General features: G+C 67.7%; 11 protein-coding genes. 6 read left to right on the top strand and 5 right to left on the bottom strand.

The window, feature by feature from the left end; translation table 11 throughout:
• Window positions 1–238: 238 nt before the first annotated feature.
• Both HWX00_RS12370 and HWX00_RS12375 read left to right on the top strand, forming a co-directional pair.
• Complete coding sequence (locus tag HWX00_RS12370; protein ID WP_404823795.1) at window positions 239–397, top strand: hypothetical protein; 159 nt, start codon at window positions 239–241, stop codon at window positions 395–397.
• Window positions 394–1,794: an LLM class flavin-dependent oxidoreductase gene (locus HWX00_RS12375; RefSeq protein WP_175028277.1), complete on the top strand. Its 1,401-nt coding sequence runs from the start codon at window positions 394–396 to the stop codon at window positions 1,792–1,794. Before HWX00_RS12370 ends, HWX00_RS12375 begins: the two co-directional genes overlap by 4 nt.
• Before the next feature lie 127 nt (window positions 1,795–1,921).
• Here HWX00_RS12375 and HWX00_RS12380 read toward each other — a convergent pair whose 3' ends face one another.
• A complete protein-coding gene (locus HWX00_RS12380) occupies window positions 1,922–3,349 on the bottom strand; it encodes an MFS transporter (RefSeq protein ID WP_059560897.1) in 1,428 nt (475 codons plus the stop codon).
• A 342-nt stretch (window positions 3,350–3,691) separates the two neighbouring features.
• Here HWX00_RS12380 and HWX00_RS12385 point away from each other — a divergent pair, with 342 nt between their 5' ends.
• Genes HWX00_RS12385 through HWX00_RS12395 form a run of 3 tightly spaced genes read left to right on the top strand, consistent with a single transcriptional unit; the run spans window position 3,692 to window position 6,343 of the window.
• A complete protein-coding gene (locus HWX00_RS12385) occupies window positions 3,692–4,684 on the top strand; it encodes an aliphatic sulfonate ABC transporter substrate-binding protein (protein WP_034192079.1) in 993 nt (330 codons plus the stop codon).
• A gap of 10 nt (window positions 4,685–4,694) precedes the next feature.
• Window positions 4,695–5,549 carry an ABC transporter permease gene (locus tag HWX00_RS12390; RefSeq protein ID WP_175028278.1) on the top strand — a complete coding sequence of 285 codons (855 nt, stop codon included), beginning with the start codon at window positions 4,695–4,697 and terminating at the stop codon, window positions 5,547–5,549.
• Window positions 5,546–6,343, top strand: a complete 798-nt coding sequence (locus tag HWX00_RS12395; protein ID WP_175028279.1) for an ABC transporter ATP-binding protein — start codon at window positions 5,546–5,548, stop codon at window positions 6,341–6,343. Before HWX00_RS12390 ends, HWX00_RS12395 begins: the two co-directional genes overlap by 4 nt.
• Window positions 6,344–6,565: 222 nt before the next feature.
• Here the strand turns inward: HWX00_RS12395 and HWX00_RS12400 are convergent, their stop codons facing one another.
• The 3 genes from HWX00_RS12400 to HWX00_RS12410 all read right to left on the bottom strand — a co-directional run bounded on the left by HWX00_RS12400 (window position 6,566) and on the right by HWX00_RS12410 (window position 11,977).
• A complete protein-coding gene (locus HWX00_RS12400; protein ID WP_175028280.1) occupies window positions 6,566–6,973 on the bottom strand; it encodes a VOC family protein in 408 nt (135 codons plus the stop codon).
• 348 nt (window positions 6,974–7,321) lie between these two features.
• The gene (locus HWX00_RS12405) at window positions 7,322–10,915 is read right to left on the bottom strand and encodes a YadA family autotransporter adhesin (protein WP_175028281.1); all 3,594 of its coding nucleotides are present in this window, start codon (window positions 10,913–10,915) and stop codon (window positions 7,322–7,324) included.
• 663 nt (window positions 10,916–11,578) lie between these two features.
• Window positions 11,579–11,977, bottom strand: a complete 399-nt coding sequence (locus HWX00_RS12410) for a hypothetical protein (protein ID WP_175028282.1) — start codon at window positions 11,975–11,977, stop codon at window positions 11,579–11,581.
• A gap of 70 nt (window positions 11,978–12,047) precedes the next feature.
• Here HWX00_RS12410 and HWX00_RS12415 point away from each other — a divergent pair, with 70 nt between their 5' ends.
• On the top strand, window positions 12,048–12,863 hold the full coding sequence (locus HWX00_RS12415) for a response regulator transcription factor (protein WP_034192077.1): 816 nt from the start codon (window positions 12,048–12,050) through the stop codon (window positions 12,861–12,863).
• A 21-nt stretch (window positions 12,864–12,884) separates the two neighbouring features.
• On the opposite strand, the gene HWX00_RS12420 is transcribed toward HWX00_RS12415, so the two are convergent.
• Window positions 12,885–15,074, bottom strand: coding sequence for a TonB-dependent siderophore receptor (locus HWX00_RS12420; RefSeq protein ID WP_175028283.1), 2,190 nt, complete (start codon window positions 15,072–15,074; stop codon window positions 12,885–12,887).
• Between the last annotated feature and the right edge of the window lie 223 nt (window positions 15,075–15,297).

Genomic DNA, 15,297 nt, shown 5'->3' on the forward strand with positions numbered 1-15,297 from the left:
CGATTCTCGGAACGATATTCCTTGGGATAACAAACGACCGCGCGATTCGCGGCGGCTTCGCGCCGGCGACGTCGTGCTGATGCATCGCAATCGACGCGTCAGCGTCGGTGCGCCTCCGCGTGCCCGAAGTAATACGCATCGACGATAACGATCTGCGAATCCGTTATTGGAACGCGCACGCCGCGCTTCCTATACTGGCCTCCCGGCGCAATCGGCCCCGCTCTTCGAGGAACACCGCATGACTTCGTCGCACGCAGCTCCCGACCTTTCCACCGGCACCGACCACGACGCGCTCGCGAGCCGGCTCCGGCCGATCCTCGAGCGCGAACACCGCCGCGAATCGGCGCACGAGGCAATCGGCTGGCGCGCCGGCGCGGCAACGGGAGCCGCGCGATGAGCAAGACCATCCGCTTCAACGCGTTCGAGATGAACTGCGTCGGCCACCAGTCGCCCGGCCTGTGGGCGCATCCGCGCGACCGCTCGTGGCAGTACAAGGATCTCGACTACTGGACCGACCTCGCGCGCGTGCTCGAACGTGGCATCTTCGACGCGATCTTCATCGCGGACGTGATCGGTTATTACGACGTCTACAAGGGCAGCAACTATCACGCGCTGCACCAGGCCGCGCAGATTCCGGTCAACGACCCGCTGCAGCTCGCCGCGCCGATCGCGATGGCCACCGAGCATCTCGGCATCGGCATCACCGCGTCGACGACGTTCGAGCACCCGTACACGTTCGCGCGCCGGCTGTCGACGGCCGATCATCACACGAAGGGCCGGCTCGCGTGGAACATCGTCACGTCCTACCTGGAGAGCGGCGCGAAAAACGTCGGCGATCACGGCCTGCGCACGCACGACGACCGCTATGCGGTCGCGGCCGAATACGTCGAGGTGCTGTACAAGCTGTTCGAGGGCAGCTGGGAGGACGGCGCGGTGGTGCGCGATCGCGACGGCCGCGTGTTCACCCATCCCGAGAAGGTTCACGAGATCGGCCACAAGGGCCGCTTCTTCGACGTGCCCGGCTACCACCTGTGCGAGCCGTCGCCGCAGCGCACGCCGGTGCTGTTCCAGGCCGGCGCGTCCGGCCCCGGCAAGGCGTTCGCCGCGCAGCACGCGGAATGCGTGTTCGTGGCCGCGCCGACCCGCGAGCAGCTCGCGCGCTACGTGGCCGACGTGCGCGCGCAGGCAGCCGCCGCGGGGCGCGATCCGGCGAAGGTGCTGATCTACAACCTCGTCACGGTGATCGTCGACGAGACCGACGAGAAGGCGCAGGCCAAGTTCGACGAATACCGTCGTTACGTGTCGTACGACGGCTCGCTGGTGTTCATGTCGGGCTGGACCGGCATCGACTTCGGCCAGTATGCGCCGGCCGATCCGGTGCGGCGCGTCGAAACGAACGCGATCGTGTCGGCGGTGGAGCATCTGGCGGGCGGCGACACCGCGTGGACGATCGAGGCGCTGGCCACGTGGGGCGGCATCGGCGGACTCGGTCCGGTGTTCGTCGGCTCGGCCGCGACCGTCGCGGACATCCTGCAGGAATGGGTGGCGGCGACTGACGTCGACGGCTTCAATCTCGCGTACGCGGTGGCGCACGAAACCTTCGAGGATGTCGTGCGTTATCTCGTGCCGGAGCTGCAGCGGCGCGGCGTGTACCCCACCGCGTATGCACCGGGCACGCTGCGCGAAAAACTGTTCGGCGGCACCGCGCGGCTGCCGGACACGCATCCGGCCGCACGGTTTCGCGACATCGAGCAGGTCAAGCGCGCGGCCGAACAGGAGGCGGTCAGCGCGTAGTGAAAGGGGGAAGCCGGTCGGCCCGCGTGCGCGTCGACCGGCTTCCGTGCAAAACGAAACGGCTTCGTGCGGTCCGGCGAAGCCGTTTGCGTTTTCCTCGGGGCGCCGCTCACGCGCCGGCGGGTGTTCAGGCGATGCTTTCGTCGTCGATGTCGCGTGCCGTCGGCTCGTAGCGCACGATCAGCAGGAACACGATCGGCGTGACCGCGCTGATCGCGACAACCCAGAACATGTCCGTGCCGAGACGGGCCTGCAGGATCGGCAGCACGAACAGCGCGAGCGCCTGGCCGATCCCGCACAGCGACCGTCCGAAGCCGACGCCGGTTCCGCGGATCGCGGCCGGATAAGACAGCGTCGGATAGATCATCATCTGCGCGCCGGGCCCGAACCCTTCGGCGAACAGCCACGTGCCGAGCATCAGCAGCACGACGCCGACCGCCAGCGCGCCGTGCGGATGCCCCGCCAGCGCGAGCGCGACGAGTGCGACCGTCTGCAGCGCGAAGCCCGCGATCGCGACATGGCGCGACGGATAGCGATACGCGAGGCGCATGCCGAGCAGGCCGCCGGTGAACGCGAACAACACGTTCAGCGCGAGCGACGCCGCGATCGTCTCGAACACGCCCGCGCCGAGAAACTGCGACAGGATCGACGGCAGGAAGAACGCAATCGCGGTGTATTCGAACGGAATGCACAGATTCATCACGCTGGCGACGATCGTGCGCCCGAGATACGGGCGCTGGAACAGCACGCGGATTCGCACGGGCGGCGGGCTCGGCTCGCGGCGCGCATCCTCGGCTTCGTGCGCGTGAATGCCGTACGATTCGCGCAGGATGCGCGCGGCATTGGCCAGGTCGCCCTGGTTCGCGGCCCACAGCGGCGATTCGTTCATGAACCGGTTCCGGAACAGGATGATGACGAGCGCGGGCACCGCGCCGAAGATCAGCGACGCGCGCCACAGCCATCCCGCGTGCTCGGCCGGCAGCAGGAAGTACAGGCCGAAGATCAGCAGGAAGCAGACCGACGACGCGACGTACCACATCGGGCACCACGCCGCGAGACGCGACGCCTTGTTGCCGCGCCCGTTGAACTTCGAGAATTCGGCGAGGAACGCCATCGCGACCGGCAGGTCGATGCCGACGCCGAGCCCCATCACGAAGCGTGCGCCGATCAGCACCCAGACGTTCGGCGCGAGCCCGGCCGCGAGCGCAGCGACCACGAAGAACAGCATGTCGGCCATGAACACCTGGTAGCGGCCGATCCGGTCGGTCAGCCAGCCGCCGATCAGGCTGCCGAAGATCGTGCCGATCATGATCGCCGATCCGACCAGCCCGGTCAGCGCGGGCGTCAGGCCGAACTCGCGCGCGACGTCGTCGATGCCGTAGGACAGCGTCGTCAGGTCGTACGCGTCGAGAAACACGCCGCCCAGCGCCAGCAGCACGATCATCCGTGCATGGCTGACCGAACTGTCGACCGTGTTGATCAGCCGCGCGACGTCGCTGGCCGAGCGGATGGGGGAAGAAACCGGCGTGATCGCGTTCAGATCGATTGAACTCATCGCATTCCTTAATGGGTCGCCGGATGACCGGCGATGCTCGCAAGGTGCAGGAGCTGACGCGCGCATTCGCGATCGACATCGCATCGAGCGAATGCCGGCTCGACGATACGCGCAGCCGTCGACTCCCGGAAGCGGGCATTCTGTTCCCCGGCCCCTCGTATCCCAAGCGATATAAAGCGATAAATTAATCGGCCTGGGTCATAAAGTTGCCCGCCGGGTCCCTTAGCAGCAGCACGCATGTTCAAACGCGGATTTCTTCGTTAACGGATCGCGGGCGCTTCGTTACATTAGTCGGTCACCTGCCTGTTCGCGGCGCATTGCCGCCCTTCCGGAGATTCCCCGATGAAGCTGTCCTGGTCCCGCGCGTGGCAATCCGCGGCCCTCGTCGTTGCCGCGCTTGCCGGTCTCGTATCGATTCAGGCGCACGCGGCGACGCCCGCCGAAATCCGCGTCGACTACGCGTACTACTCGCCCGAGAGTCTCGTGATCCGCCACTTCGGCTGGCTCGACGACGAGTTCAAGGCCGACCGCACGTCGATTCGCTGGGTGCTGAGCCTCGGCAGCAATCGCGCGCTCGAATACCTGAACAGCGGTGCGGTCGATTTCGGCTCGGCCGCCGGGCTCGCATCGGTGCTCGCACGCGCGAACGGCAACCCGATCCACGCGGTCTACGTGTTCTCCCGCCCCGAATGGACGGCACTCGTCGTGCGCAAGGATTCGCCGATCCGCACGCTCGCCGACCTGAAGGGCAAGAAAATCGCCGCGACCCGCGGCACCGACCCGTTCCTGTTCACGCTGCGCGCGCTGCACACGGCCGGCCTGACGCGTGACGACGTCGAGATCGTCAACCTGCAGCATCCGGACGGCCGCACGGCCCTCGCGAACGGCCAGGTCGATGCATGGGCTGGGCTCGATCCGCACATGGCCGCGGCCCAGCTCGACGACGGCGCGCGTCTGCTGTACCGTAACGTCGCCTTCAATACGTACGGCTTCCTGAACGTGCGCGACGGGTTCGCCGGCCAGTATCCGCAGGCGGTCGCGCGCGTGCTGAAGGTCTACGACCGCGCGCGCCAGTGGATCGTCGCGCATCCTGCCGAAACCGCGCAGATCGTGGCCGACGAATCGAAGGTGTCGCTGCCGGTCGCGAAGCTGCAGCTGCAGCGCAACGATTTCAGCGACCCGGTGCCGGGCGAAGCGCAGCGCGCGGCGCTGAAAGCCGCGGCGCCGGTGCTGACGGCCGAGCAATTGACCAAGCCGGGCGTCGATCCCGCGAAGATCGTCGATACGCTGATCGATCCGTCGTTCGCGCGCCCGCTCGTTGCCGCGTCGCAGTGAGGTTGCCGCGATGACGGACACCGCGGCCCGTGGCGATGCACTCGCGCAGCGTCACGCCGTCTCGCCCCGCGCCGGCCGGCGCGATGCGCTTCGCGCGTGGCGCATCGCCGGCCTCGTGCTGCCGTTCGCGGCGCTCGTGGTGCTGGAATGCGTCGTGCGGCGCGGCTGGCTGCCCGACCATCTCGTCCCGGCGCCGAGCGAGATCCTCGATACGCTCGCGCGGATGGGCGTCACGCGTGTCGCACGGCATGTCGGCGCGAGCACGCTGCGGGTCGCGGCCGGTTTTGCGGCCGGCGCCGGGCTCGCGCTCGTCGTCGGCGCGGCGATGGGCCTGAGCCGCCGGATCGACGCGCTGCTCGAGCCGACGTTCCAGGCGCTGCGCGCGATTCCGTCGCTCGCATGGGTGCCCGTGCTGCTGCTGTGGCTCGGCATCGACGAAGCGCCGAAGATCACGCTGATCGCGATCGGCGCATTTTTCCCGGTGCACCTCGCGGTGGTCGCCGGCATTCGAGACGTCGACCGCAAGCTCGTCGAGCTCGGCGCGGTGTACCGGCTCGGCCCGCTGACACTGTTCCGCCGCATCCTGCTGCCGGCCGCGTTGCCGCAGATCGTCACCGGCCTGCGTACCGGCCTGAGCCTCGCGTGGATGTTCATGGTCGCCGCTGAACTGATCGCGGCGACGCGCGGCCTCGGCTTCCTGTTGAGCGACGGCCGGGAAACCGGGCGACCCGATCTCGTGTTCGGCGCGATCCTGCTGCTCGCATTGCTCGGCAAGCTGAGCGACGGCGCGATGCGGCGCATCGAGTCGCACTGGCTCGGCTGGCGCGATGCCTTCGACGGCGCGGCGCGCGAGGGTTCGAATTGAGTACGACCGCTTCCGCGGCTTCCGCGCGCACGACCGAGGGTGCCGATACGCCGCTGCTTGACCTGCGGATCACCCGCAAGCAATACGGCGACCGCACGATCCTCGCCGACATCGCGCTACACGTCGCGCGCGGCGAAATCGTCTGCGTGGTCGGCCCGAGCGGCTGCGGGAAAAGCACGCTGCTGCGGATCGTCGCCGGGCTCGACACGCACTTCCGCGGCAACGCGAAGCTCGACGGCGTCGCGCTCGACGGGCCGTCGGCGCGCGTCGGCGTGATCTTTCAGGAACCCCGGCTGCTGCCGTGGCTGTCGATCGCGGACAACGTCGGCTTCGCGTCCGGCCCGCACGGCGGCCGCGACCCGAGCGTCACGCGCCTGCTCGACGAAGTCGGCCTGGCCGGCGTCGCGCGGCAACTGCCGGCCACGTTGTCGGGCGGGATGGCCCAACGCGCCGCGATCGCGCGCGGGCTGTTCGGCGAGCCGGATCTGCTGTTGCTCGACGAGCCGTTCAGCGCGGTCGACGCGATCACGCGGATGCGCCTGCAGACACTGCTGCTCGACGTCGTCCACCGGCACCGGATGGCGGCGATCGTCGTCACGCACGATCTCGACGAAGCGCTGTATCTCGGCGATCGCGTGCTGATGCTCGCGCCGAACCCGGGGCGCGTCGACGACGAGATCCGCGTCGACCTCGCACGGCCGCGCGATCGGCGCGACCCGTCGCTGGCCGCGCTGCGCGCCCGACTGCTCGGTGCGTTCCAGCGCTTTCACGATCATGCGGATGACGCGGAATAAGCCACGATACGCGGCCTGAACGTTCGACCACGGTCAATCCACGCGCTTCTTTGTCGTCTGAACAAGTGGCGCGGGGAAAACCGCCTTCTCCCGTGCGCGGGCCGCTGCCACGCGCTTGCCCATCCATCGAACTCGATCGGCTCCACCGGGGCCGGCGCTGGACAGCCGTGCGGCCCGAACGATTCGAGCAGGCCGCACTGGCCGCGACGACCGGCGCTCGCGTCAATCGTCGAACGTGCCTTGATACTCCGGCGCGGCATCCGCGCGCGTGTTCAGCTCGAACATCACGCCGCCCGGCGCCCGGCAAAAGAATCGCGAACCGCGCCCGTTGTTGAAGATGTCCGTCTCCATCGCGACGCCCTCGTCCCTGAAGCGTTCGAACAGCGCGCGAACGGCTTCGAGGCTCGGCAGTTCGAACCCGACGTGGAAATTCGTCGGCCATGCCGGTACGCCGTCGCCGACGTGATCGATCACGACGTCGAAGCCCGGTCGCTTCAGGATCCAGGATTGGTCCCAGCTTCCCGCGATCGTGAAGCCGAGGTAACGCTCGAAGAAACGGGCCGTCGCCAGCGTATCGGCCGAAGGGAAGCTCAAATGGTTGAGCTTCATCGTGGGTGTCGTTGCGGTCATGGTCGTGCGCTCGCATGCGGTGATGGGCGGAGGCCCCATGCCGTTCCGCCCGACGACTTCAGAATACGAGCCGGCGCCCGCATGCGACAACTCGCATTGCGCAGGCATCCGGACCGCGCGCGAAACCCGCGCCGCACGGCGGTGAGCGCGTGGTCGACGATCGCCGCGGGCGGCGCCGCTCGCATTCCGGGCATGCCCCCTTGACGCGAAAGGCCCGATCGGCGATCGGCATCGAACGCCGCTGGCCCGAGGTCCGCGGACAGACCGCGGGCCACGCATGTCCCGCTGGCGACCGGTCGAACCGCGAATCCCCGGATGCCGGCGGCGCTCGACGCTACGGCTGCGGCCTCAGAACTGATAACCCGCGCCGACCACCGCGCCAAAGTCCGAGCGCGTGTTGCCCGTCACCGACGCCTTGACGACCCAGCGGTTGCTCTCCGTCACGTACGAGTACCCTGCCGCAAAACCCTGCTGGCCGTGATAGTTCGACGTCGCCGCCGACACCATCGAGCGGCCCGCGCCCGTCGGCTGCGGCAAGCCGGCCACCGCCATCGCCGATGCAACGCCGCCGTACATGTCCTTCTTCAGGTCGTTGAAGGCGTTGTACACCTGTCCGATGCGCTGGTCCGTGTAGCCCTTCGCCTGCGTCGACGCCGCCGACAGGTTGTCGTTGAGCTGCTGCACGTTCACCGCGTCGGTCGGCGCCGTCCCGGCCGCGACGTTCGTGACCTGGCGCTCGCTGCCCTTCGCGCCGACCGAGAACGAGTTGTCGCGATCGGCGACCGAGCCCTGGCCGACCGCCACGGCGTTCTTGCCGGTTGCCGTCGCCGTCGACCCGATCGAACCGGCATCGGCGCGCGCGATCCACGACGTGTTCGCATCGGTGGCCGCCGCGTGGATCTTGTCGTTGGCCGCGACATTCTGCAACGCGGTGTTGAACTGGCCCATGTTGACCGCGTCGTTCGCATTCACGCCCGCCGCGACGCCGGTCAGCACGCGGTCCCCTGCCGTGCCGGTGAAGTTCACGCTGGTGCCGCCGCTATCCTTCCCGACCGTGATCGCGCCGTTCGGATCCTGCTGCTGCACGAGGCCGGCCTTGCCGTTCGCGATATTGGTTACGCTCCCCTGCAGGTTCGAGATGTCGGTGGTGTTCTTCGATACCTGCTGGTTGGTCGCGTACAGCTGCGAGCCGTTCACCGCATCCGTGCTGGTGGCGCTCAGCGTGCCGGCCTGCACGTTGGTGATGCGCGTGCCGCCGGCGCCGCCGAGCGTGATCGTGCTCTTCGAGCCGTCGTCGTACTGCACCGCGAGCGCGCCGAGCTGGTTGAGGTTCGACTGCACGTCTTTCAGCTGCTTCACGTTCACCGCGTCGGTATCGCTGGTGCCCGCGGCAACGTTCTTGAGCACGACCGCCGAATTGACGTCGCCGCCGACGAGCGACACGGAATTCAACCGGTTGCCGTTCGGGTCGACGTCGTATTTGACGACGTTCTTCACGGCCTCGCCGGCCTGGTTCGACACGTTCGTGATCTGCTGTTCGAGCGCGGTTTTCACGCCCGACAGCTGCCCGCCGTTCACCGCATCCGTGCTGCCCGCGGCGACGTTGCCGTCGGCCACGTTCGTCAGCTTCGTCGGCGCGCCGCCGCGCGCGGCGCTGTACGCGCCGAGCGTCGGGTCGAACTGCAGCGCGTCCTGCTGCAGCCCGGCGATCGCGGCCGTGTTGCCCACGATGTTCGTTTCGGCATTGCCGAGGCGCGTTTCGTGATTCTCGAGCGTCGTCGTGTTGCTGCCGACGCGGCCGTCGAGGTTCGTCAGCGCGTCGCCGACGTTGTTGAACGAACCGCCGCCAACCTTGTAGGACGGCGCGCCGATCGAGCCGTCCGGGTTGACGGTCGCGCCGCCGCCGAGCGCGGCCGCCGTCCCGTCGATCGCGCGGCGCAACTGCGCGCCGTTCACCGCATCCGTGCTGCCGGCCGCCACGTTGCCTTCCGCGACGTTGGTCAGGTGCACCGGGCTCCCGCCATTGCCGGCGCCGAGCGACACCTGGCGCTTGCTCGCATCGTCGTACTTCACGGCCAGCGCATCGAGCTGGCTCGTGCCGTCGTGAATCGCGGCGGTCAGCTGGTCGACGTTGACCGCGTCCGTGCCGTTCGTGCCGGCCGCGACGTTGCCGATGCGTTGCGGGCCATGGCCGCCGTGGCTCGCGTCGTAGGCGCCGAGGCCCGGGTTCCACAGGAGCGCATCCTGCTGGAGCGACGCGATGTTGCCCGTATTCGTCGTCACCTGGTTGCCGACGGCCGTGATCGACTGGTTGAGCGTGTCGGTCGCCTTGCCGAGCTGGCCCACGTTCACGGCGTCGTTCGCGGCCACCCCGTCCGCGACATTGTGCAGCCCGACCGGCGCCGCGGCTCCCGTCCCCCCGAACGTGACGCCGCTGTGCGCGTCGCTGTCGTACTGCACGGCGTTCTTCGTCGCGTTGCCGATCTGGCTGGTGATCGACGTGCTCAGGTTGCCGAGCGTCGTGCTGAGGTTGTTCGTCACGCTCGTGCTGAGCGATGCGAGGCCGCCGCTCAGTTGCCCGACGTTGACGGCGTCGTGCGCGTCCGTCCCGTCGGCGACGTTGTGCAGCGTCGTGCCGTTGGCGCCCGCGAACGTCACCGAGTCGAAGCCGCTCGCGCCGTCGTACTTCACGTTGCGTGCGTCGGCCGCCTGCAGGCTGCCGATGTTCGCGCTTGCCGTGCTCAGCGATGCGTTGATGCCGGTCACGCTGTTCTGCAGGTTCGTGATGGTCGAGGCCGCCGTCGAGATGGACGTCTGCAGCGGCGCGACGCTGCCCTTCAGCTGGCCGACGTTGACGGCGTCGGTATCGGCCACGCCGGCCGCGACGCCGCCGATCGTGGTGCCGCCGGCGCCGTCGAGCGCGATCGCCGCGTGAGTGTTGTCGGTGTACTTCACGACGTTCTGCGTCGCCGTGACGATGCTCGTGCTGAGGCTGTTGCCGACACTGGTCACGCGCTGGTCGACGTTCGAGATCGTGGTCGACAGCGAATTGCCGACCGACATCACGCGTGCGTCGACGTTGCCGATGCCCGTGCTGAGCGTGCTGTTCACGTTCTTCAGCTGCTGGACGTTGACGGCGTCCGTATCGGCCGCGCCCGCCGCGACGTTCTTGAGCTGACGCTCGCTGCCGGTTGCGCCGAACGATACCGCGCCGCCTACCGGTGCGGCCGTGCCGCCGAACACCGGCGCGCCCCCGTTGCTCGCGCCGATGCTGCCGGACCCGATCGCCACCTGGTTGTTGCCGTTCGTCTGTGCACCGGCCCCGATCGCCACCGATTGCGTGCCGCCGGCACGCGTCTGCGTCGCCGCGTCGTATGACGCGCCGGCCGACACGCCGTCGCTCGACGTCGGGTTCGCGCCGCCGATCGCGATCGAGCGGTCGCCGCTGGCCAGCGCCGAGTGGCCGAGCGCGATCGAGCTCGTGCCGTGCGCATCCGCGACGTTGCCGAGCGCCATCGAGAAATCGCCGATCGCGGCCGACTGGCGGCCGATCGCCAGCGCCGTGTTGCCTTGCGCGACGGCCACCGTGCCGATCGCGGTGGACGAGTTCGCCAGCGCCTGCGAGCCGACGCCGATCGCGATCGCGCCGCCGCTGCTGCCGCCGCCGTTGCTGCTCGCGTTCGACTGGTCGCCGATCGCGATGCCGCTGGTGCCGGCCTTCGCATTCGTGCCCTGCGTCACGTTCGCGGTACTCACCGCCACGTAGTTCCCGCTCTTCGTCGCCACGCACAGCGGGTTGGTTCCGTCGATGCACTGCCCGGTCAGTGCGTTGTCCGGATTGCCGCGGTCGACGAAATTGTCGGCATGCGCGGTGCCGGCGATCAGCATCCCCGCGCCCGTGAACATCGCGGCGGCCAGCGCCGAAATCTGCTTCTTCTTCATGGTCTTCTGCTCCGTTGTGTAGCGTCTGGTTTGAATACGGACTACTTACTTTTATGAAAGCTTCGACTTCGATTGCGACTTCAGTGCGGAACCCGATTCCGATATCCGGTCCGGCCATGCCGGAGGCGCGTTGCGTCGACCGTCCGTTTCGACAGGACGATCGAAGCCCCCGGGCACGCCGCACGTTCTACGGCCCGTTCCGTCAATCCGGAAACTGAATTAGGAATACGTAATGCGCTTTATGGACGAGTCTTTCCCCGGATGAATCCGGAGATTCAACCTGCCGTTACCCACACCTCTGATGTGATGTCGCGCCGACCGCGATCAACCCCGTTTCTTTTATTTCATCTTCGACTACCGGCGTTTCGCCTCCGTGCCGCGAGCCTTCGCCCGGACGCGCGTCGATTGCCGCCTCGGATCCGAATCACACAACTTCCGTCACCACTTGCGGTGCCTTCCGTTGCGCTGTGCCACCCGGCGTTCAAAGTTCGGACGAATTATGAGACACGATCTAGAATTATTAAAGGCGACATTCTTTATAGATTGTGAAATTCAATTCATTCAATGACTTGCGCAAAATACGGACATCTCGCAAACGATTTCTCGCCACCGGGATTAATCGAAATGTTTTATGGAGAGGACAAATGCTTTGCCGAAGCGGATTTAAATTCGATTCGACCTCGAAACGATAATCCCGCGACCGACCAATGGAATGGTTAAGCGGAGGATATTCGCGTAAACCATGAGCGGCGACGCATGTCGAAGCGCGGCATTCCTGTCGTAATCCGCCATTTTAAAAATCGGGAAAGCGGAATGGCGCGAATATTCCGGACACGTCTGGCGGGATTCGAAATAAGCTCCTACAATTCCGCTCGCATTGATTTCCGCAGTCGCGATCCTCACGATGCGCGCCCGGCAATCGTCCGTGTCTTTACCGGCCAGGTGATCAAAAAAAAGGAACGCCGTGCCATCGGGCGGCCGGTTGCTGCCGCGCCGTGCCGTCAACCTCCGGAACCGATGCGAGCGTGCGATGCGCTGATGCATCGTCATAGAGCGGCGCATGACGTTTCTCCCGAACCGGGCAGGCCACCCGCGGAAACGCATCCAACCGCCTTTCCAGAACAGGTGCACGATGCCTTCATCGACCTCCGCATTGCGCGACGCCCATATCCTGGTCGTCGACGATCAACCCGACCAGCTGCGTTTGCTGACCGACATCCTGCGCGGCACGGGCTGCCGGATCAGCATCGCGTCCGATGGCATGCAGGCATGCCAGCGCGCGCAGGCACTGTTGCCCGACCTGATCCTGATGGATGTCCGCATGCCGCGGATGGATGGTTTCACCGCGTGCAGGCTGCTCGCCGCCGATCCGGCCACGCGTGCGATTCCGGTCATTTTCCTGACCGTGGCCGGCGCATTGCACGAACGCCTCGAAGGGCTGGAAATCGGCGGCGTCGACTATGTCGTGAAGCCGTTCGAGCCGGCGGAAGTGGTCGCGCGCATTCGCGTGCAGCTCGCGCGGACGACGCGCGAACGACCGGCCGACACGGCGCCGGCGGACGGCCCGTTCGCGGCCGGCGACGACGACGGCATCATCGTGCGCGCGGCGATCCGCCACCTGTCGCGCACGCTGAACGACCCGCCGACGGTGGAGCAACTGGCGCGCGCGGTCGGCACGCATGAAAAGCGGTTGTCGCGCGCGTTTCGCGACAATCTCGGGCAGACGGTGTTCGAGTATCTGCGGCACGAGCGGCTGCGGATCGCGCAGGATCTGCTGGGTTCGACGTCGCTCAGCATTGCGAGCATCGCGAAGGAAATCGGTTTTTCCACGCCGGCCAATTTCGCGACGGCCTTTCGCGAACGCTTCGGCGTCACGCCGACCGAGTGGCGGCGCCAGCGCCGGGCCCGCTCGCGCGCCGCGCCCCGCGAGCCGCAGCGCGGCACTTAGCGGCGTTCGGCCCGCTCGCGGTCACCAGTCGTATTTCGCGCTGGCCAGCACGGTCCGCTCGTTGCCGAACACGCAGACGGCATATGATTGACAGCCGCTGACGTAGCGCCGGTCGAACAGGTTCGCGACGTTCAGCGCGAAACGCCAGTGCGGCAGGTCGTAATGCAACGCGAGGTCATACAAGGTCGCGCTCGGCACCGTGAGCGAATTGTCGGGCGCGCCGGCCGACGCGCTCTGGTAGCGCACGCCGCCGCCGATCCCGAGCCCGGACAGCGCCCCCGTACGCCAGGTCCAGTCGGCCCACATCGACGCCATCTGCCGCGGCAGCGGCACGGACACCGGCCAGTGGTTCAGCGACGCATCGTTCGCCTGCACGTTCTTGACGTCCTGGTACGCATACGACGCGACGATCGACAGCTCGCGCGTCACCTTGCCGACCGCGCTCAGCTCGATGCCGCGCGAGCGCACCTTGCCGGTCTGCACGGACGTCGTGCCGGTCGGGTCGAGATTCACCGGCGTCGGCGTCACGACGTTGGTCTGGTCGATCTGGTAGACGGCCGCGCTCAGCATCAGGTTCCTGCCGGGCGGCTGCCAGCGCAGCCCGGCTTCGGCCTGCGCGCCGCGCGTCGGTTTCGGCAAGCCGCCGCCGAACATCCGCACGCCGACGACCGGATCGAACGACGTCGAATAGCTCACGTACGGCGACACCCCCGCGTCGCCCTGATAGGTCAGTCCGACGCGCCCGGAAAACGCACTGACGTCCTGCCGCGCCTGCGTGCCGGCCGTCCGGTCGTCGAAACGCGCATTCACGACGTCCTCGCGGCCGCCGAGCGTCAGCGTCCAGCGCCGCCAGCGGATCTGGTCCTGCGCGTACACGCCGATCGCATTCATCGCCGTGTACTGGTCGACATGACCGAGCGACGTCGGGCCGGCGAAGATCGCGGCCGTCACCGGCCGGTAGACGGGGTGGTACAGGTTGAGCGACGGCGCCAGCGCAAGCCACACGCTGTTGGTCGTCGTCTGCCGGTCGAATTGCAGGCCGAACAGCAGCGTATGATCGAGCGGCCCCGTGCCGAAGCGCGCCTGCGCGTGATGGTCGACGTCGAGCCGGCTGTAGTTGAGCTGGAACAGCCCCGCGAAACGCATCATGTTCGTCGTGCTGCGCGGCGCGAGGCCGTTGCCGAACACCGTCGCATCGTCCAGCGACAGGTGCGACCAGCGCACGTCCTGGTGCAGCGTCCAGATCGCATTCACGCGGTGTTCCAGCGTGTAGCCGAGCGACCATTGCTTCTTGCGGTAGTCGTTGAACGACGGGTCGCCCATGTAGATGTCCTGCGACAGGCGGCCGTTCGGGTTCGGCAGTACGGTGCCCGACGCGGGCAGGAAGTTCGACGAAATGTCGCCGCTGTCCTGCAGGAACGTCGCGGCAACCGTCAGCGACGTATCGGCGTCCGGCCGCCAGCGGAACGACGGCGCGAGCGCGACGCGGCGATCGCCGTTCGGGCCCGTCACCGCGTTGCCGTCGCGCGCGACGCCGACGAAGCGGTACGCATACTTGCCGTCCGGATCGAGCGTGTCGCCGACATCGAGCATGACCTGCTTGCGCGCATCGTTGCCGATCTGCACGCCGGCCTCGCGCACGCGTTCGCCATCGGCACGCTTCGTGTGCGCGTCGACGATCGCGCCGGGCTCGCCCGCGCCGTACAGCACCGACGTCGGGCCGCGCAGGATCGCGATCGAATCGATCGTGTACGGATCGACGCGCCAGTTCGCGATCACGGCCGTATTCGGCGCCGCCACGCCGTCGACGTACAGCGTCGGCGTGAATCCGCGCAGCGCCGCATACCAGTCGGTCCGGCTGTCGGCGCCGAACGTCGAGAAACCCGGCACGTAGCGCAGCGCCTGGTTCAGGTCGGCCGCGCCGGTCATCTCGATCTGCCGCGCGGTGACGATATTGACCGTTTGCGGGATCTCGGCCACCGGCGTGTCGGTCTTCGTGCCGGCCGTGGTTCGCCGCCCGACGAGCCCGGCGGACGCGGCATCGGCGGTTCCTTGCACGTCGATTGCCGGCAGCACGGCCGCGGCGGCGCCTGCCTTCGCCGCCGCCGTGCCCGATGCCTGCGCCTGCGCGCCGCCCGCGACCACCGCGCACAACGTCCCGCCCGCAACGATCGTCATGGTGCGCCGTATCGCGCCTGTCTGCGTCCGCATCGCTTCAATACTCCGTCGTGCTGTCCTGGCCCGTTCGGCCGGATCGACCGGCGCCGTGCGCCAGCGCCCGTCCCGGGGTGTCGTGATGGTCGTGCCGGCGAAGTCGATCGCGCGCGCACCGGCATGCGCCGGCCCGCCGCGGCGCGCGCGGGCGCAGCGATCATACCGGGTGGATGTGACGCGGTGTTCGGGAAAATTCGTAGGCGTCGCCGGCAGGCACGAC

This window comes from Burkholderia seminalis DSM 23518, from assembly GCF_902832885.1.
GTDB lineage: Bacteria > Pseudomonadota > Gammaproteobacteria > Burkholderiales > Burkholderiaceae > Burkholderia > Burkholderia seminalis.

What these genes read in the sequence shown, in the direction of transcription:
- HWX00_RS12400 (WP_175028280.1), bottom strand. Translation starts at nt 6,973, where the DNA reads ATGACCGCAACGACACCCACGATGAAGCTCAACCATTTGAGCTTCCCT.
- HWX00_RS12415 (WP_034192077.1), top strand. Translation starts at nt 12,048, where the DNA reads ATGCCTTCATCGACCTCCGCATTGCGCGACGCCCATATCCTGGTCGTC.
- HWX00_RS12375 (WP_175028277.1), top strand. Translation starts at nt 394, where the DNA reads ATGAGCAAGACCATCCGCTTCAACGCGTTCGAGATGAACTGCGTCGGC.
- HWX00_RS12405 (WP_175028281.1), bottom strand. Translation starts at nt 10,915, where the DNA reads ATGAAGAAGAAGCAGATTTCGGCGCTGGCCGCCGCGATGTTCACGGGC.
- HWX00_RS12370 (WP_404823795.1), top strand. Translation starts at nt 239, where the DNA reads ATGACTTCGTCGCACGCAGCTCCCGACCTTTCCACCGGCACCGACCAC.
- HWX00_RS12420 (WP_175028283.1), bottom strand. Translation starts at nt 15,074, where the DNA reads ATGCGGACGCAGACAGGCGCGATACGGCGCACCATGACGATCGTTGCG.
- HWX00_RS12390 (WP_175028278.1), top strand. Translation starts at nt 4,695, where the DNA reads ATGACGGACACCGCGGCCCGTGGCGATGCACTCGCGCAGCGTCACGCC.
- HWX00_RS12410 (WP_175028282.1), bottom strand. Translation starts at nt 11,977, where the DNA reads ATGCGCCGCTCTATGACGATGCATCAGCGCATCGCACGCTCGCATCGG.
- HWX00_RS12385 (WP_034192079.1), top strand. Translation starts at nt 3,692, where the DNA reads ATGAAGCTGTCCTGGTCCCGCGCGTGGCAATCCGCGGCCCTCGTCGTT.
- HWX00_RS12380 (WP_059560897.1), bottom strand. Translation starts at nt 3,349, where the DNA reads ATGAGTTCAATCGATCTGAACGCGATCACGCCGGTTTCTTCCCCCATC.